The organism is Paenibacillus sp. P13VS (assembly GCF_015143645.1).
GTDB lineage: Bacteria > Bacillota > Bacilli > Paenibacillales > Paenibacillaceae > Paenibacillus > Paenibacillus xylanilyticus_A.
The window spans coordinates 906007-925000 of sequence record NZ_WYEV01000004.1; the positions used below are offsets into that span (position 1 = coordinate 906007).

Consider the following 18994-nt stretch of genomic DNA (forward strand, 5'->3'; position numbering starts at 1 on the left):
TCGACTACCTTTGCATCTCACTTACTTACTATATCATTCGTGTGCTACGCTCGGATTCCATGATCTTTGCTGTTCAACTGATCGAGCAATTGATTCATGGCTTCTTCACTCATCGCTCCCCCACTGAAAGCAACCAAGGCACGCAGTGGCATATATTTCATCATGGCAGCCATCATATCTGCATGCTCACCCTCATCATCGCCACCCATGCCGCTGGCTTCCTGGAATTGCTGCATGGCTTGCTCCAACAGCTCTTTGTTGGCTGGATCGCGCTGTATGTCTCCGAGCGTGCTATTACGCGTGTATGTGGGAATGAATGTTGCTGTGGATTCCACTTTAACACGTTTGATCAGATGAATGTCCTTGGAGGAACTGCCCACTAGAATATCAAACTCTCCAGTCTCTACGTGCCAGTCTTTCATGTCCACATTGTAATAAGCAAACGACCGTTTGTTTAACGTAAAGCGAACCACCTCGGAAGCCCCCGGCTCCAGCTCCACTTTGGCAAATGCCTTCAGTTCCTTCACCGGACGAATCACTGTACTTTCCACATCACTGATGTACAGCTGCACGACTTCTTTGCCCGCCCTGTCTCCGGTATTGGTAACTTTCACGCGTACTTCAACTTCATCCTGGTCTGTCAGTTCAGTCCGGTCCACTGTTAGATCGGTATATTCGAATGTTGTATAACTCAGTCCATAGCCAAATGGAAATAACGGCTCGATCTGTTTCTTGTCATAATATCGGTAACCTACGAAGATACCTTCCTTGTATTCCACCCGATCTCCTTCACCCGGAAAGTTAAGGAAAGACGGATTATGACTCAGCTGTGCGGGGAACGTCTCTGCCAGTTTGCCTGAGGGATTCACCTCGCCGTACAACAAGTCAGCAATCGCTCCGCCAACAGCCTGCCCGCCCAAATAAGCTTCGAGTACAGCCTTCACTTGTGGCAGCCAAGGCATTTCCACGGGTGAACCATTGCTGAGCACAACAACGATACGTGACTGAACCTTGGCCACCTCTTCAATCAGGCGGATATGGTTATCCGGCAAGCGCAGATGGGAGCGGTCATATCCTTCAGACTCATAACGGTCTGGTAAACCGACAAATACGACCGCTGTATCCGCAGCCTTTGCAGCCTGAACCGCCTCTGTCATAAGCCGATCATCCACATCATCAGCTTCAATGCGGTAACCCGGAGCATAGGAGATCTCTGTCTCCGTTCCTGCAATCCGGGTCATCTCTTCCACAATATCATCGACTTGGGTCGGATTGATGTGAGAGCTTCCTCCACCCTGAAAGCGCGGTTTGCGGGCAAAGGCTCCAATCAGCGCAAGCTTGCCTTCACGTTTCAACGGAAGCAGCTGATCTTCATTTTTCAACAAAACCATACTCTCCGATGCAACTTTGCGGGCAAGCTGATGGTGTTCGTTCTTATTGTAGGTAGCGCCCTTACGTTGCTGATCCGCAGCCTTGAAGATAAGTGTAAGCAGACGTTCTACCGCCCGGTTCAGCTTCTCCAGTGACAGCTTGCCATTCTCGACTGCTTGAATAACCTTGCGCTCTCCGATCCCACCACTTGCAGGCATTTCAAGCTCCAGCCCTGCGGAAAGCGCATCTGCACGTTCATTGACAGCACCCCAGTCGGACACAACGAGACCCTCATGTCCCCATTCTTCCTTCAGAATATCGGTGAGCAACCACTCATTTTCACCTGCATATGTACCGTTCACCTTGTTGTAGGAGCACATCACTGTCCAAGGCTGACCATCCTTCACGGCACCTTCGAAACTGGCCAGGTAAATCTCACGGAGCGTGCGCTCATCTACCACCGCATCAATGGACATGCGCCGCTCCTCCTGATTGTTCACCGCAAAGTGTTTCAGCGATGTTCCCACACCCTGACTCTGTACACCCTGGATATGGCCGGTAGCCATGTGTGTAGATAGAAGCGGATCTTCGGAAAAGTATTCAAAATTCCGTCCGCCGAGTGGCGAACGCTTAATGTTAACGCCTGGCCCCAGCAATACGCCTACTTCTTCGGCCTGACACTCTTCACCCAGCGCCACTCCAACTTGGCGCGCCAGATCAGTATCCCAAGAGCTGGCTAATCCTGCTGCGGATGGGAAGCAGGTCGCTGGCACACTTGACGTCAAGCCCAGATGATCCGCGCTTCCATCCTGTTTCCGCAGGCCATGCGGCCCGTCTGTCACCATGATGGAAGGGATACCGAGACGCTCTACCCCTTTCAGATGCCAGAAGTCCAGTCCGGAGCACATGCCTGCTTTTTCCTCCAGTGTCATCTGCTGTACCAGTTCCTTGATGTTTCGTTCCATAATAACCCCTCCAGTTCATGGTGGTGCTTAAGTGCTATAGTAACTAAGCATACAAGCTTATGTAGTACGCATTCAAATGATTACCCGGTTAGTAACGTTTACATAACACCCTCAATTCATTCGGGTAGATCAGCAAAAAGAGGCAGCCCGATCCTTTCAGATCAAGCTGTCCCCTGTCTTGCCGATATAGTCTGGCTCCAGATTTATTACCCAGATGCAATAATCAGGTTTACGCCTGAGCTTTAAACCATGCTGCCGCCGCCAATGCCTCGGTGCGGGTCAACTGATGTCCCTGACGCTCCCAGTGCGTTTTCACATCTGCACCTGCACCACTAAGAAGTGATGCCAGTTCTTCCGTTTCCCGTCTCGGTACAATCGGATCGTTCTCTCCTGCACCGATGAAGACAGGCAATCCGTCCAGATTCGGCAGTTCGAGTCCGCGCAGAGGTACCATCGGATGATGCAAAATCGCGCCTTTGAATACGTTAGCCTGGTGGAACATCAAACTAGCCGCAATATTGGCACCATTGGAGTAACCGAGTGCATAAACATTGTTACGATCGAATCCGTACTCCGCTGCTGCTGCATCCACAAATGCACCCAGCTCCGCTGTCCGTGCAATCAGATCCTCTTCGTCAAACACGCCTTCGGCCAAGCGGCGGAAGAAACGGGGCATCCCGTTCTCCGACACGTTACCGCGTACACCCAGCATGGCTGCTCCTGGCGCAATCAATTCGCCAAGACCTACCAGATCATTCTCAGTTCCACCTGTCCCGTGAAGCAGCAGCAGTGTTGGGGAATCCGGCTGTGCACCTGCTTTATAAATATGTTTCATCGTATTGGTTGTGGTCATGATTTGGACTCTCCTTTCCATTCACGTACTTCGATTGGGGGAAGCAATTTTTCAATCTGTTCACGCTGTGGTTCATACCACTCAGGCAGCATCAGTTTCTCACCCATGCTCTCCTGAGGTTCATCGCGTGCGAATCCCGGAGGATCGGTAGCCAGTTCGAACAATATGCCGCCCGGTTCCCGGAAATACACGGCATTGAAGTACTGACGGTCGATTACAGGGGTTGGATGGTAGCCTGCTTTCTCCAGATCCCGCTGCATTTGCTCATGCTCGGTATAGTCTTTTGCACGCCAAGCAATGTGGTGCACCGTACCTGCTCCGCCAATGCCCCGCTGGAATCCGGTAGATTGAACGTCGATGATTTGCCCGATGTCACCCGTCGCACGAAGGCGAATCAATCCATTCTCTTCCCCTACCTGTTCCAGGCCGAGCATGGAAACCAGCACGTCGGTGGTTTTCTCAGGAACTTGGCTGAACAGAACTGCGCCGCCAAAACCTTTGATCGCATGCTCAGGTGTTACCCCGTTGTATGTCCATTTACTTGGCTGGCCCTCTTCACGTTCAACCAGTTCAAGCAGCAGGCCGCCTTTGTCGAAGAAGCGAATATATTGCTCACCGAATCTGGTTTTATTTTCAAACGGAATATCGAAGGAAGCGAGACGTTCTTTCCAGAATGGCAGACTTCCTACCGGAATCGCATATACAGTTACCCCAGTCTGTCCGGAACCAATGACACCTCTCATGGCATTTTGATGCGGGAAGAAGGTGATGATTGTACCTGGCGCCCCATCCTCATTACCGTAATACAGATGGTACACATCCGGTGCATCGAAGTTAATTGTTTTTTTCACCAGTCTCAGGGCCAATACCCCTGCGTAAAAATCAACATTTTTCTGTGCGTCATCTACAAAAGCCGTTACGTGATGGATACCTGAAGTTCTGAACATAATCTCCACTCCCTTGGTTTTAATTTTATCATGGTTGAATTTAGCGGTTTGTTATTCATTGTTGTTTGTTCGTTTGTTGTTTTTTATTTATCTTTAATTTAAGATTCTTTAAATTTATATTAATCCATTGTCGGTCGAATTGCAAGCTTTTTGTTTTAAAATTAAGATGGTTTCATCGTTGATGTTGTTAACTCCTGATTAGCAGAAAAAAACAATACAAAAACAGGTCTCCGAATGAATCGGAAACCTGTCTTTCTCAAGTCTGCTTTAAGTCAATTTCAATCGTTTGGGTGGATTCACCAGATCCTTATGCTCATATTCATCCTTGATATCCCCAACGATTTCCTCCAGAATGTCCTCCATCGTAACCAAACCAATGGCAGCACCTTCATCATTATTCACAATGGCCATATGCACACGACTCTGCTGCATTTGGATCAGAACGTCCTTGATCGGGGACTTCTCCGAAAATCCAGGCATATCATGAATGTAGGCATCCATGCTGAACGATCGTCCTGCAGCCACACTGGTCAGCATTTCTTTTGTATTAATAAAGCCGATAAAGCGAGCCGCATCCCCGTTCGCAATGACCGGATATCTCGTATACTCGTGCCGATTCAGCACTTCAATCACCTGATTCAGCGGCATTTCCTTATTCAGCGTAACGATTTTTTCTTTGCGAATCATAATCTCCTGCAGCAGGCGCTCATCAAACGCAAAAATGTTTTTCAGATAGTCCAGCTCGGTCTGATTGATCTCCCCGCTCTCGTAACTCTGGGCGACAATCAGCTTCAGCTCCTCTTCGGAGTGGACGGTATCGTGACCGGCAGGCTTGATGCCAAAGATTCCGAGCAGCACCCGTGCTGCACCATTAAGCGCGTAGATGAACGGATTCATGATCTTACCAAACCAGTACAGCGGTGGTGCAAGTAAAAGCGTCATTCTCTCTGCAAATTGGATCGCCAGCGTTTTGGGTGCGAGCTCACCAATAACCACATGCAGGAACGTAATGATCGCCAAGGCAATCCCGTAGGATAATACCGTCGACACGGCTGCCGGCACTTCAAGTCGCTCGAACAGCGGATGAAGCATTTTTTCAACCGTCGGTTCACCCAAAGCCCCCAACACGAGAGCCGTAATGGTGATCCCCAGTTGACATGCCGACAGATAGTAGTCCAGATTGTGTGCGACTTTCTTGGCCATAACCGCTTTTTTGTTGCCTTCCGAAATCAGCTGATCAATTCGTGACATCCGCACTTTCAGAATGGCGAATTCAGCACCGACGAAGAAGGCGGTAAGCCCTATAAATACGGCTACCAAAAATAAATTCAATGCTATTATTCCGTCCAATGATTTCCCTCGAGTGAGGGATTCACCTCCAAGTTGAACATTTTAATGGTTATTTTAGATGACTACGAAAGGTGGTGGGTGGCCGTTCCGGTTACGGATCGTTCTTTCGATCGCTGTTGTCTCCAAATTTTTAATGAACTAATCTCTTCAAAGGTTCAAAATTTGTTTACAAACGCGAACGCTCCGCTTCTCCAGAATCGATTCCGTCCCCTACACTACTACCAACCAATCTATTCAATTCTAGTTAGGCCAGATCGCTTGTAGCTTCCTCCACTGGGGCTGCGTTCACGCGCTCCAGCAGGACCTGCTTGATCTGATAGTTTTCGGTATCCACTACGGTCCAGACATAATCACCGTGGGCAACCGTATCACCATTTTCCACACGCACACCCTTCTGGAACTGAATCCAGCCGGCGACGGTGTCCATCTCCTCATTCCCTTCGAAAATCAATCCGAACTGACGCTCCACTTCGTCCAGAAGCACCCGGCCGTTAATCAGATATTGATTCTCCCCGGTCTCCTGAATGTCAGCCACTTCATCGGCATCGAATTCGTCACGGATCTCACCGACAAGCTCCTCCAGAATATCCTCCATCGTAAGAATACCCGAGGTACCGCCGTATTCATCCACGACCACGGCCATATGCACGCGTTCCTGCTGCATTTTAATCATGGCATCCTGGATGCGGGTAATTTCGGAAACAAATGGAATCTCACGGACAAAGTCAGCAAGTTGGTATTGCTTCTGAGCAACCATGTCCGGCAGGATCTTTTTGACATTGACCATGCCGACAATGCGGTCCTTATCCCCTTCCTCAATGACTGGATATCGGGAATAGTTATGCTCATCAAGCACGGGGATGATATCGTCGTAGGTCATCTCCTGGTCCAATGTGACAAGTTCCGTCCGCGGAACCATGATGTCTTTCGCGACCCGTTCATCAAACACAAACACATTTTCCAAGTAAGACAACTTGGTTTGATTCGTCTCGTCACCTTCATAACTCTGGTTCATGATGATTTTGATCTCATCCTCGGAATAGGCCTGATCATGTCCTGCTGGCTTCACACCGAACATCCGCAGAAGAACACGGGATGCCCCATTGAGTGCCCAGATAAATGGGTACATAATCTTTCCGAACCAGTAAAGCGATGGCGAGAGCATCAGCGTCAATTTTTCCGAAAATTGAATCGCCATGGTTTTAGGTGCCATCTCACCGACAACCACGTGAAGGAACGTCACAAGGATAAAGGCAATCGCATAGGAGGCAACCGACGAAATGGCTGGTGAAATACTCAGGTACTCAAATACCGGATATAACAGCCTTTCGACGGTCGGCTTACCTAATGCACCAAGTCCTAGAGCCGTTACCGTAATACCAAGCTGACATGCAGACAGATAGTAATCCAGATCGGAAACGACCTTCTTGGCGAGTACAGCCTTTTTGTTACCTTCGGCAACCAGTTGATCCACTCTTGATGTACGAATCTTAACAACCGCAAATTCGGATGCCACAAAAAACGCGGTCAAAGCAATCAAGAGAACGAGTAATGCTAAATTTAAGATGGTAATTATGTCCAATGATTTCCCCGATTCTCAGGGATTCACCTCCAGAAATAGTTACAGCAGCGCTCGTTAACCCCGTTAACGGCTGCACAGCTGATTGTAGTTAAATTGGGCGTATGCATATATAAAATCAAATTCAATAAAGACCAGATTGCTATATGCTGCACACAGACCTTGTAAGTTGCAAAACAGGAATCCAGGATGAAGTCAATCACATTAAGAAACCAATTCACTATAATTAGGGCTAACCCTCATGCTGTCAGATTGTTTCTCCGATCTACTCCACCTTAATTCTCCATTTGGACAGTTTACAATATCGCCTTCCCAATAGATATCCACCTCCCCTCTTGTTCATTCCTGTTTCAGAAAAGTATACCATGTTCCGAATCAAACCATCCAGTTGTACGTCATGGTTTGGGTTATCTTGCACGTAAATTCATGAATATTTTGTTCACAAATGGCTTAATTCATGTAATAAGTTACTTATATGCCTAACAAAACTATGTATAGAAACGACCGATTTTATAACACTACTACCCTCGGAGTTATCCAGCTGAAACATATTTTCAGTCGAACAATCCCACGCAAAAAAGGCCCGCCCGATGAATGCCATGCTTCTAATCTGAATGCATTCGTCGGGCGGGCCCCATATTCGATAATAACTGTTTACACTAAAGCTTTGGCAGCAATGTCAGATCGCTGATGCTTGCCTTCGAAACGGATCCGTTCCGCCTCTGCATAAGCCTTGTTTCTAGCTTCGGCAATATCAGCGCCTAGACCCACAACCCCAAGAATACGTCCACCATTCGTAACCCATTCTCCGGATTCGCTGCGTGCCGTTCCTGCGTGGAAGACGACAGCATCGCTGACCTGATCCAGCCCTTCGATGGCTACGCCTTTTGCATACGGCCCCGGATATCCTCCCGATGCCAGGACCACGCATACAGCAGACTCTTCGCTCCACTCAATCTCCATATCTGCCAGCTTGCCATGCACGGTAGCCCAGAAAATGTCGAGCAGATCCGTTTTGAGGCGTGGCAGTACAACCTGCGTCTCGGGATCACCAAAACGGGCATTGAATTCAATTGTTTTTGGTTTGCCGTCCGGCGAGATCATGAGTCCGGCAAACAGTACGCCGCGGAATGGACGTCCTTCGGATACCATCGCTTTAGCCGTTGGCTTGATAATGGTTTCAACAGCCTCTTCAATAATTAAATTCGGAATATGTGGCAGTGGTGAGTATGTACCCATTCCACCTGTGTTAGGCCCCTTGTCATCGTCGTAGACTGGCTTGTGATCCTGTGCAGCGGCCATCGGACGAACGGTCTCGCCGTCGACAAATGCCAGAATCGACATCTCCTGTCCTGCCAGAAACTCTTCAATAATTACTTTGGCTCCTGCTTCCCCGAAAACTTTCTCCACCATAATACTGCGTAGTGCCTGATCCGCTTCCTCGCGGGAATAAGCAACTGTTACTCCTTTACCGGCTGCCAGGCCATCGGCCTTGATAACCACGGGAATTGCCTGTGCATCAAGATAAGCCTGAGCCTGCTCGTAATTGTCGAATTTCTCATAGGCTGCTGTTGGGATATTGTACTTGTGCAGCAGATCCTTCATGAATGTTTTGCTTCCTTCGATCTCCGCTGCATTGCGACGCGGTCCAAAGACCGGAATGCCTGTGGAATCAAATGCATCTACAATCCCGTCTGCCAGCGGATCATCCGGACCAATGACCACCAGATCCACCTTGAGTTCCACGGCAAGCGCCTTTAATTTATCGAATTCATTCACTGCCACCGGGTGACATTCGGCAAGCTGTGCAATGCCTGCATTTCCTGGCGCACAGTGAATCTTGCCCGCCTTCGGACTTTTCGCCAATGCCCAGATAATCGCATGCTCCCGGCCCCCGCCGCCTACTACCAGAATATCCATTCGTTCCGTTCCCCCTCATGAATTCCAGAATTGGCTCATTCATCATTTAATGTGCTGAAAATGAGGATGAACAAGCCTATTCGCTTGTTCATCGACGTGTGAAGCTTTGATTTCGACTCCTAGTGTTTGAAATGGCGAACGCCTGTGAAGACCATGGCAATACCATACTCATTCGCTACTTTAATGGACTCTTCATCCTTAATGGAACCGCCTGGTTGGATAACAGCTGTAATTCCAGCCTTAGCTGCCAGTTCCAGTGTATCGCCCATTGGGAAGAATGCATCCGATGCGAGAATAGCACCCTTTGCTTGCTCGCCAGCTTGTTCAATGGCAATTTTGGCTGCACCAACGCGGTTCATTTGTCCAGCGCCCACACCTACGGTCATGTCATTCGCTGCAAGCACGATCGCATTGGACTTCACGTGCTTAACGACTTTCCAGCCAAAGAGGAGCTGTTTCAATTCTTCTTCGGAAGGTGCACGATCTGTAACGACTTTCAGTTCACTCGCTTCGATGGAATGCACATCGCTCTGTTGTACGATCATGCCGCCGTCGATAGAGGTCACCGCGAATTGGCTCGCCCGGTCACGAGCTGCATTCAACTCACCCGTTTTGAGCAAACGAATGTTTTTCTTCTTCGTCAGGATATCCAGTGCCTCTTGCGTAAAGTCAGGAGCCAGCACGATTTCCAGGAAAATCTCGCTCAGTTTGGCAGCTGTGTCGCTGTCGATTATGCGGTTCGCTGCCACAATGCCACCGAAGATGGATGTTGGATCCGCAGCATATGCTTTGCTGTAGGCTTCATAGATGCTTTCACCAATGCCCACGCCGCAAGGGTTCATGTGCTTAACCGCCACAACAGCAGGCTCTACAAATTCCTTAACGATCTGCAACGCTGCGTTTGCATCGTTGATGTTATTGTAAGACAGCTCTTTGCCGTGCAGCTGCTGGGCTGTTGTCAACGTATCTTGAGCAGCAAGCGGTTTACGATAGAATGCCGCTTGTTGATGCGGATTTTCGCCGTAGCGTAAATCCTGGATTTTTTCGTAAGTCACCGTCAAACGCTCTGGCAGTGGATCACCATTTAGGTTGGAGAAATAATCAGAGATAACTGCATCGTAAGCCGCCGTATGACGGAAAACTTTTGCCGCAAGCCGTTTGCGTGTTTCCAGCGTAGTATCCCCACTGCTGCGAACTTCCTCCAGCACTTTGCCATAGTCTGCCGTGTCGACAACAACACTAACAAAAGCATGGTTCTTGGCCGCAGAACGAAGCATGGTAGGACCACCGATATCGATGTTCTCAATCGCATCTTCATAGGTAACATCCGGCTTCGCAATGGTGTCCTGGAATGGGTACAGGTTTACGACTACGAGGTCGATATAATCCAGTCCGTTCTCTTCCATCTGGCGTTTATGATCTTCACTGTCACGTACAGCCAGCAAACCGCCATGAACGGCTGGATGCAGCGTTTTGACACGTCCGTCCATAATTTCCGGGAATCCAGTCACATCCGAGATCCCGATCACAGGAACGCCTTCCTTCGACAACAGGCTGCTTGTACCTCCTGTCGAAATAATTTCCACGCCCATTTGCGACAGCTCGCGGCAAAAGTCCACGATGCCTGTTTTATCCCACACACTGACCAAAGCTCTTTTGATACTCACAATATGCTCCTCCTTTTAATGTCCCATGGCCCCGCGTTTCATGACGAAACACAGCCGATTTATTTCCCGAGAAATATCACAAAATGCGTACCAATTTTCGACTCTACCTAATAAGTTATACGAAATAAGTTAAACGAATGATTTTACACTGGACCACTACGAGGTCAGAACAAACTTCCGCCCTCTCCGTTAATTTGTAAGCGAAGTCCAACTTATATCAATCCGGTTTCAGCACCGTAACCTGACGGCCTTCCAGCCGAACCAATCCTTGAGCAAACCAGGAAACGACTTCCGGATACAGCTGCTGTTCTGCCGCATGGATGGAACGGCTGATTGATTCTGCCGTATCCTCAGGCAGAATCGGCACAGGATGCTGGGCAATGATAGGACCGGTATCCATGCCACCATCCACGAAGTGTACGGTTACCCCGGTAATTTTTACGCCGTACTCCAAGGCCTGTCCGATTGCATCCTTACCTGCAAATGCTGGCAGCAAGGACGGATGGATGTTAATCAGCCGTCCGGCATACCGATCCACTACGACTGAAGTCAGCAATCTCATGTATCCGGCAAGAACAACCAAGTCAATGTTTTTGGATTCAAGCACTTCCACGATCTCGGCCTCGTAGGCCTCGCGGGATTCGTAATTTTTGGGAGTAAACAGATGGCAGTCGATGCCTGCATCCTTGGCCCGCTGCACAACGCGTGCAGCAGGTTTGTCACACACCAGCAAGTCTACGGTTGCATCCAATCCTCCGTTTTTCGCTGCATCCACCAATGCCTGAAAGTTCGACCCTTCACCAGAGGCAAATACGGCAATCCGGTAGTTCGCCATTAAACATCCGCTCCCGTGAAGGTTACTCGCGCATCTCCTTCAGTCACACGTCCAATGATGTACGCTTCTTCACCAGAAGCTTTCAGCTGTTCCAGAGCTTCGTTTGCATCTGCTTCGTTCACGACAAGCACAAGTCCGATTCCCATGTTAAACGTGGTGAACATATCCCGGTTCGAGACTGATCCTTTTTGCTGCAGCAGGTTGAAGATTGGCAGGATCGGCCATGAGCCGTAATCGATATCTACATTCACGCTGCTTGGCAGCATACGCGGGATATTTTCAATAAATCCACCACCTGTAATATGAGCCATGCCTTTTACTTTCACGTTTTCCAACAGGGACAGAAGTGGTTTCACATAGATTTTTGTCGGTTCCAGCAGGGCATCACCCAGCTTGCCGCCCAGTTCAGATACTTCCTCGTGCAGATCCAGCCCGGCTTCCTCCAGCAAAAGTCTGCGAACCAGCGAAAATCCATTGCTGTGTACACCGCTGGAAGCTAGTCCAATTACAGTGTCACCTGGAGAGATGGTCGTGCCGTTAATGATTTTGGCTTTATCCACGATTCCCACGGTAAATCCGGCAATATCGTATTCCCCTTCGCTGTACATGCCCGGCATTTCTGCCGTTTCTCCGCCAATCAGCGCACATCCGGACTGGTGACATCCTTCAGCGATTCCGGCAACGATGGCTTCGATCTTCTCAGGGATGACTTTGTCACATGCCAGGTAGTCGAGGAAAAAGAGCGGCTCCGCACCCTGCACCACAATGTCATTCACACACATGGCCACAGCGTCGATTCCAATGGTATCGTGACGGTCCATGGCAAACGCGATTTTCAGCTTGGTTCCTACACCGTCAGTGCCGGAAACGAGCACCGGCTCATCATATTTGTCTTTGTTCAAACCGAACAGGGCTCCGAATCCGCCCAGATCTGTCATCACTTCCGGACGGAAGGTACGCTTCACGTGTTTTTTCATCCGTTCAACCGCTTCATTACCTGCCGCGATATCGACGCCGGCCTTTTTATATGCTTCTGACACTACCATCGCACCCTTCGTATCTTGTATAAATTGAACTATGGATAGTCCACTTTATTGATTTTTGCTCATCTCTAAAAGATGATTCTGTACCAATTCGAATCCAGCTACACCCATTGTAATGTACTGACTGTACTCTTCTGGTGGAACCATTCGAATGAATTCGTCACCGTTGTATACCCCACCGGCGCACTGGAATACTTGCAGTTCTTTTTTTGCAGGAGTCAGCGGGATGTTACCAACAATGCTCCATGTGCCATCTTTCAGCAGCTTGGGTGACGTGAAGATCACGCTGCTCTTACGTTTACCATAAGAATAGACAAGGAACTCGCCGTCTTCCAAGCTTACAGTTTCGTCACGCTGAATGCTCATCACGCCAAACGAAAATGCCTTTTTGAAGCGGTCTCTCAGAGCACATATAACCTGACAAACGGCGAACCGTCCATCATGCATTGGAATCAGAAAAACATCGCCCTCATTATAGCTTTTTCTTCCCATAAGCCTGACCTCCTAACAGCTGCAGCCGAACTTCTCTTCACCGTCGAAGTCAAGGCGAGTCGGATAATCATTATCGAAGCATGCCAGACATAGTCCGCCCTTATAGTCATCCTGATTATCTCCCTGAATGGATGCAATCAGTCCATCCGGACTGAGGAACGCCAGAGAGTCTGCATTGATCTCACGGCAGATCTCATCTACTGACAAGGATGAAGCAATCAGTTCACGGCTGTCAGGCGTATCAATTCCATAGAAACATGGGTTTTTGAACGGAGGCGAGGTTATGCGTACATGCACCTCAGTTGCACCGGCATCACGCAGCATGTTCACAATCCGTCTCGAAGTTGTCCCCCGAACGATGGAATCATCAATCATGACAACGCGCTTGCCTTCTACGACGCGGCGCACCGCGCTCAGCTTCATCTTCACGCCCTGTTCACGCAATTCCTGACTAGGCTGGATAAACGTACGTCCGGTGTATTTGTTCTTGATCATGCCCATTTCATACGGAATTCCGGTTTGCTCAGCGTATCCTATTGCCGCGGAAATACTGGAGTCCGGCACACCCGTTACCAGATCTGCATCCACAAAAGATTCAATCGCCATGCGTCCACCCATCCGTTTCCGGGCAGCATGCTGGTTGGCCCCGTTCATGTCACTGTCCGGACGAGCAAAATAAATATATTCCATTGCACACAGTGCCTTGCGGTGTTTGTGATGATCGAAGCGATCCTCGTGCAGACCATCTGCGTCAAGCACCAGCAGTTCACCAGGTTCAATATCGCGAATCAATTCTGCGCCGATCGTTTCCAGTGCACACGTCTCGGATGCGAACAGATATGCATCTCCGAGCTTGCCCATCGTCAGCGGACGCAGACCGTGCGGGTCAGAAGCCACCAGCAGCTTGTCGTTGGTCATGATCAGAAATGCGTAACCACCCACAATCCGCTGGAATGCATCTTTTGCAGCTTCCACCAACCCCTTCGATGAACGTGCAATCAGATGCGCAATAACTTCCGTATCGCTAGTTGTCTGGAAAATCGACCCGCTCTGCTCCAGCTCACGGCGAATCGTTGGTGCATTCACGATATTCCCGTTCGTGGCAACGGCCAGATCCCCGTCACGATACTTGAAAACCAGGGGTTGTGCATTGGTCAGTTTACTGTCGCCGCTTGTGGAATACCGAACGTGACCGATGGAAATATCACCAGACAAGGTCTGCATCAGGTCTTTGGTGAAGACTTCCTTCACCAGACCCATACCACGATGGTAGTTAAACTGGGTACCATCACTCACACACATGCCTGCACTTTCTTCGCCCCGATGTTGGAGCGCATGCAGTCCATAATAGGAGAGCGAAGCAGCATCAGGGTGTCTGAACACCCCGAATACGCCACATTCTTCCTTCAATTTATCGAGTCCTTCCTTACCGGACCCTTCGTTATAATAATCGCCTGTCCACCACTGTCCTGTCGTCAGTTCATGAGACATGGAATCGCATCCTCCCAGACCTGAGCCAAACCTCCTACGGGTTCGTTCACGGCTGATGTTCCGTTCAATTCGATCGTCAAGTTGCTTCCTTCCACACGTCCAATAACAGCTACAGGTACACCGCGCTCACGTACAAATGCTTCAAGTTTACCTGCTTGCTCCGGCGAAGCGGACAGCAGTATGCGGGATTGGCTCTCACTGAAGAGTGCATGATCCGCACGCAGTGCAGTTTCCACATTCACCTGTGCACCCACGTTGCCGCTGATGCAGGACTCTGCCAAAGCTACAGCCAAACCGCCCTCAGACAAATCATGTGCAGAACGAACAAGTCCGGATTGGATGGCTTCCAGTACAGTGCTGAGCAGTGCCTTCTCCGTATTCAGATCAAGCTGCGGCGGACGGCCTTCCGTTTTGCCATGAACTGCATATTGCAGCTCGCTGCCGCCCAGCTCCGCTTTGGTCTCGCCGAGGAGGATGATTACATCACCTTCGGATTTGAATCCCTGTGTCGTGATATGATCCGTATCATGAACGAGACCTACCATACCGACTACTGGCGTTGGATAGATTGAGCCTTTGGCGTTTTCGTTATAAAGACTCACGTTACCACCAATAACCGGCGTATCCAGCACGCGGCAAGCTTCCGCCATACCGTCTACAGCTTTTTCCATTTGCCAGAAAATGTCCGGCTTCTCCGGGTTACCGAAGTTCAGGTTGTCCGTAATCGCCAGTGGCTCCGCACCGGAACATACAATGTTACGAGCAGCTTCACTAACCGCAATGCGGCCACCCACTTCAGGATCCAGATAGACATAACGTCCGTTACAGTCCGTTGTCATCGCCAGACCTTTGCGTGTTCCGCGAATCGTTACCACGGCAGCATCCGAACCCGGACGAACGGCTGTACTTGTACGAACCATGTAGTCGTATTGATCGTAAACCCACTTTTTGCTTGCTACCGTTGGCGAAGCCAATACCTGTTTCAACGCACCGCCGAGATCCGACACTTCATCGTAACGCAGCGTGTCGATTGAAGCGCTTTGCTCGTAGTAAGCCGGTACAGAAGATGGCTTGTTGTACACCGGACACTCGTCGACCAATGCCGTCACTGGCATATCCCCAACCACTTCGCCGTGGTGGTACAGCTTCAGACGTCCATCATCGGTAACTTTACCGACTTTTGCACAGATTACGCCCCAACGCTCAAAGATCTCCATCGCTTGGGCTTCATCCTTCGGCTCAACCACGAACAGCATCCGTTCCTGAGACTCGGACAGCATCATCTCATAAGGGGTCATGCCTTCTTCGCGCTGTGGCACCTGATCGAGATACAGTTCCAAACCATTACCGGCTTTACTTGCCATCTCCGCACTCGAGCAAGTCAGGCCAGCCGCACCCATATCCTGAATACCAAGTACGATACCCGTGTCGATCAGTTCAAGGCAGGACTCCATAACGAGCTTTTCCATGAACGGGTCGCCGACTTGAACCGCTGTCTTCTTGGATTCAGATTCTTCTGTCAGTTCCACCGATGCAAACGTTGCACCGTGAATTCCATCGCGGCCCGTTGGAGGACCAACATAGTACACTGGATTTCCTACGCCTTTGGCTACACCGCGCTGAATTTTGTCATGATCGATTAAACCTACGCACATGGCATTCACGAGTGGATTGCCTTCATAACTTTCGTCGAACATCACTTCACCGGCTACCGTTGGAATCCCGATACAGTTACCATATCCAGCAATACCGGATACGACATGTTCAAACAGGTATTTCACGCGATCGCTCTCCAATTTCCCGAAACGAAGAGAGTTCAGCAGGGCTACCGGTCTTGCACCCATGGAGAAAATATCACGAATGATCCCGCCCACGCCTGTTGCTGCCCCTTGATAAGGCTCTACAGCGGAAGGGTGGTTATGGCTTTCAATTTTGAAAACAACAGCCTGGTTGTCGCCAATGTCAACGATCCCGGCACCTTCACCTGGTCCCATCAGGACACGCGGTCCACTGGTTGGGAAACGGCGCAGCAGCGGCTTGGAGTTCTTATATGCACAGTGCTCGGACCACATAACGCTAAATACACCAATTTCCGTGTAGTTCGGCTTGCGTCCCATGAATTCACAGATCAGCTCATACTCACTGTCCGACACGCCCATTTGTGCGTAAAGTTTATGTTCTGCGACCTGTTCTGCCGTCGGTTCCTTAGCGGATAGCTGCTGCGTCATGTCGATCCCTCCATGCTTTCAAAATAGATGTAAACATACGTTTACCGTCTTCCGAGCCCAGCAGTGAATCCACCGCGCGCTCCGGATGCGGCATCATGCCAACTACGTTTCCACCCTCATTACAGATTCCTGCGATATCGCCCAGGGAACCGTTCGGGTTGCTGCCGTACGTAAATACGATCTGGTTGTTCGCCTGCAAACTCGCAAGCGTCTCTTCATCACAGTAATAGTTGCCTTCACCGTGAGCAATCGGAATGATAATCTCTTCCCCAGGTGCATAGTCACGTGTAAATGGTGTATCTGCATTCGTTACTTTCAATACCGTATCGTGACAACGGAATTTCAGTGACATATTGCGAATCAACGCGCCCGGAAGCAATCCGGCTTCAGTCAGAATCTGGAATCCGTTGCAGATCCCCAGAATATATTTGCCTTGTTCAGCAGCTTTGGCTACCTCATTCATTACAGGTGCGAAGCGGGAAATCGCCCCACAACGCAAGTAGTCTCCATAGGAGAAACCACCCGGAACCAGGATACAGTCATACGCCGAAAGATCCGTTGCCGTGTGCCATACATAATCAACCTCTTGCCCAATGGCATCTTCCACTGCCTTGTAACAGTCAATGTCGCAGTTGGAGCCAGGAAACACAAGAACTGCAAATTTCATGGGATTAACCCTCCAATTCGTAGCGGTAATCTTCAACAACGGTGTTGGCCAGCAGCTTCTCACACATCACAGTCAAACGTTTTTCCGCTTCTGCGCGATCAGTTGTATCCAGGTTCAGTTCCATGACTTTACCGATCCGTACACTTTCCACTTCATTGAATCCCATCGAGTGCAGGGCACCTTGAACGGCTACTCCTTGCGGGTCGAGTACGCTTTGCTTAATAGTGACATAGACGGTTGCTTTGATCATGATCCTATGTTCCTCCTCAGTAATGAACGGGATAAATGCTTTATGCTGTTAAAAAGAAGCTTTTGGAGCTTGCTTCGGGGAAGTTTGGCTTTCGATCGCTGTTGCCCCCGGAATGTTTTAGATTGAAATTCCTTTTTTCAAAAGGAAACATTCCGGTTGCAAAGGCGAACGCTTCGCTTCTCCAGCTCAAATCTTCCCCTCCGCTTGTCCATGCGACGTTTTTTTGAAAGGCCTAAACCTTTACGTTGCACGGTACGTAATGGTCGAGCCTGACCATTACGTGATAAAAAATTATTGTGCCGTTAAACGGTTATAGATATCGACGTATCTTGCTGTTGTTGCCTCCACCACCGCTTGTGGCAGCGGATCAGGCTTACTGTTTTTGTCCCAATCGGTTCCTGCCAGGTAGCTGCGCACCGGCTCCTTGTCCATGCTGTCGATCTCGATGTCTAGTGCGTAGTTCTCTTTCGCCCAGAAGCGTGAAGCATCCGGGGTGAAGATTTCGTCGATTAGGATGACCTTGCCATCGACGATACCGAACTCGAATTTGCAATCTGCGAGAATAATGCCGCGCTGATCACAATAATCCCGGGCGAACTCATACAGACGCAGGCTTTTTTCCTGAAGTTCAACTGCCAGCTCATCTCCAACCAGTTCTTTCATGCGGTCCATCGGGATGTCTTCATCATGACCTACATCATTTTTGGCAGCCGGAGTGAAAATGGGGCTTTCGAGTTTGGCGTTTTTGCGAAGTCCTTCCGGCAGTTTGATGCCGTTCACCTCTCCGCTATTCTCATATTGTCTCCATCCGCCCCCAGTAATGTATCCACGTACGACGCATTCGATATCGATGCGTTCGGCTTTGCGTGTCACCATAATGCGATCTTTCAGAAGTTCCGGGTCCACAATGAGATCACCGAGCCGGTTGACGTCTGTATGAACCACGTGGTTGTCCATCATGTCGCTCGTCAGTTCAAACCAGAAGCTGCTGAGTTTATTCAGCACATTGCCCTTCTCGGGCACCGCTGGGTCCAGCACGTAGTCAAAAGCTGAAATCCGGTCTGTAACCACGATCAGAAAATGTTCCCCCAGATCGTACAATTCGCGTACTTTTCCTTTGTATAACAGAGGTGCTTTAACGAGATCTGCCGCTGTGGACAGTGCCATGGAGGCTCACCTTCTTTCAGGAGATATAAAATATAAGTTCAATTCCCCTAATCACGCTAACCCACTCCGAATTCAGAACAACCTTTCGATCGCTGTTATCCCCGTATTTTTTTGATTCCACTTTTTACAAAGTGAAAATCCGGGGATAAAGGCGAGCGCTTCGCTTCTC

Annotated in this window: 15 protein-coding genes; all 15 read right to left on the minus strand. The window is 49.5% G+C overall.

What is annotated here, in order from left to right:
* Positions 1-44: 44 nt before the first annotated feature.
* Positions 45-2336, minus strand: coding sequence for a beta-glucosidase family protein (locus tag GUA98_RS13755; RefSeq protein ID WP_193723380.1), 2292 nt, complete (start codon positions 2334-2336; stop codon positions 45-47).
* Positions 2337-2565: 229 nt separating this feature from the next.
* Positions 2566-3171 carry an alpha/beta hydrolase gene (locus GUA98_RS13760; protein ID WP_193723445.1) on the minus strand — a complete coding sequence of 202 codons (606 nt, stop codon included), beginning with the start codon at positions 3169-3171 and terminating at the stop codon, positions 2566-2568.
* A 14-nt stretch (positions 3172-3185) separates the two neighbouring features.
* The gene (locus GUA98_RS13765) at positions 3186-4136 is read right to left on the minus strand and encodes a ring-cleaving dioxygenase (protein ID WP_227779616.1); all 951 of its coding nucleotides are present in this window, start codon (positions 4134-4136) and stop codon (positions 3186-3188) included.
* A gap of 267 nt (positions 4137-4403) precedes the next feature.
* On the minus strand, positions 4404-5486 hold the full coding sequence (locus GUA98_RS13770; protein WP_193723381.1) for a hemolysin family protein: 1083 nt from the start codon (positions 5484-5486) through the stop codon (positions 4404-4406).
* 244 nt (positions 5487-5730) lie between these two features.
* Positions 5731-7068 (minus strand): hemolysin family protein, encoded by a 1338-nt coding sequence (locus GUA98_RS13775; protein WP_193723382.1) that lies wholly within the window; start codon positions 7066-7068, stop codon positions 5731-5733.
* Between the two features lie 651 nt (positions 7069-7719).
* Complete coding sequence (purD, locus tag GUA98_RS13780) at positions 7720-8985, minus strand: phosphoribosylamine--glycine ligase (protein ID WP_193723383.1); 1266 nt, start codon at positions 8983-8985, stop codon at positions 7720-7722.
* A 119-nt stretch (positions 8986-9104) separates the two neighbouring features.
* Positions 9105-10652: a bifunctional phosphoribosylaminoimidazolecarboxamide formyltransferase/IMP cyclohydrolase gene (gene purH, locus GUA98_RS13785; protein WP_193723384.1), complete on the minus strand. Its 1548-nt coding sequence runs from the start codon at positions 10650-10652 to the stop codon at positions 9105-9107.
* Positions 10653-10869: 217 nt separating this feature from the next.
* Complete coding sequence (gene purN, locus GUA98_RS13790) at positions 10870-11487, minus strand: phosphoribosylglycinamide formyltransferase (RefSeq protein WP_193723385.1); 618 nt, start codon at positions 11485-11487, stop codon at positions 10870-10872.
* On the minus strand, positions 11487-12527 hold the full coding sequence (purM, locus tag GUA98_RS13795) for a phosphoribosylformylglycinamidine cyclo-ligase (protein ID WP_193723386.1): 1041 nt from the start codon (positions 12525-12527) through the stop codon (positions 11487-11489). The genes purN and purM overlap by 1 nt, the downstream gene beginning before the upstream one ends.
* 51 nt (positions 12528-12578) lie before the next feature.
* Positions 12579-13022: an immunity 26/phosphotriesterase HocA family protein gene (locus tag GUA98_RS13800; protein WP_193723387.1), complete on the minus strand. Its 444-nt coding sequence runs from the start codon at positions 13020-13022 to the stop codon at positions 12579-12581.
* Positions 13023-13034: 12 nt separating this feature from the next.
* Entirely contained in the window at positions 13035-14513 is a 1479-nt protein-coding gene (gene purF, locus GUA98_RS13805) for an amidophosphoribosyltransferase (protein ID WP_193723388.1), read from the minus strand.
* A complete protein-coding gene (gene purL / locus GUA98_RS13810; RefSeq protein WP_095288458.1) occupies positions 14498-16741 on the minus strand; it encodes a phosphoribosylformylglycinamidine synthase subunit PurL in 2244 nt (747 codons plus the stop codon). Before purL ends, purF begins: the two co-directional genes overlap by 16 nt.
* Positions 16719-17408, minus strand: a complete 690-nt coding sequence (purQ, locus tag GUA98_RS13815; protein ID WP_095288457.1) for a phosphoribosylformylglycinamidine synthase subunit PurQ — start codon at positions 17406-17408, stop codon at positions 16719-16721. The genes purL and purQ overlap by 23 nt, the downstream gene beginning before the upstream one ends.
* Before the next feature lie 4 nt (positions 17409-17412).
* Entirely contained in the window at positions 17413-17658 is a 246-nt protein-coding gene (gene purS, locus GUA98_RS13820; RefSeq protein WP_090904903.1) for a phosphoribosylformylglycinamidine synthase subunit PurS, read from the minus strand.
* A 291-nt stretch (positions 17659-17949) separates the two neighbouring features.
* The gene (locus GUA98_RS13830) at positions 17950-18825 is read right to left on the minus strand and encodes a phosphoribosylaminoimidazolesuccinocarboxamide synthase (protein WP_193723390.1); all 876 of its coding nucleotides are present in this window, start codon (positions 18823-18825) and stop codon (positions 17950-17952) included.
* Positions 18826-18994 lie beyond the last annotated feature (169 nt).

Coding starts and splice junctions, on each gene's coding strand:
- purD (WP_193723383.1), bottom strand. CDS start 8,985: ATGGATATTCTGGTAGTAGGCGGCGGGGGCCGGGAGCATGCGATTATC.
- purF (WP_193723388.1), bottom strand. CDS start 14,513: ATGTCTCATGAACTGACGACAGGACAGTGGTGGACAGGCGATTATTAT.
- GUA98_RS13765 (WP_227779616.1), bottom strand. CDS start 4,136: ATGTTCAGAACTTCAGGTATCCATCACGTAACGGCTTTTGTAGATGAC.
- GUA98_RS13830 (WP_193723390.1), bottom strand. CDS start 18,825: ATGGCACTGTCCACAGCGGCAGATCTCGTTAAAGCACCTCTGTTATAC.
- purL (WP_095288458.1), bottom strand. CDS start 16,741: ATGACGCAGCAGCTATCCGCTAAGGAACCGACGGCAGAACAGGTCGCA.
- GUA98_RS13800 (WP_193723387.1), bottom strand. CDS start 13,022: ATGGGAAGAAAAAGCTATAATGAGGGCGATGTTTTTCTGATTCCAATG.
- GUA98_RS13755 (WP_193723380.1), bottom strand. CDS start 2,336: ATGGAACGAAACATCAAGGAACTGGTACAGCAGATGACACTGGAGGAA.
- purQ (WP_095288457.1), bottom strand. CDS start 17,408: ATGAAATTTGCAGTTCTTGTGTTTCCTGGCTCCAACTGCGACATTGAC.
- purN (WP_193723385.1), bottom strand. CDS start 11,487: ATGGCGAACTACCGGATTGCCGTATTTGCCTCTGGTGAAGGGTCGAAC.
- GUA98_RS13760 (WP_193723445.1), bottom strand. CDS start 3,171: ATGAAACATATTTATAAAGCAGGTGCACAGCCGGATTCCCCAACACTG.
- purS (WP_090904903.1), bottom strand. CDS start 17,658: ATGATCAAAGCAACCGTCTATGTCACTATTAAGCAAAGCGTACTCGAC.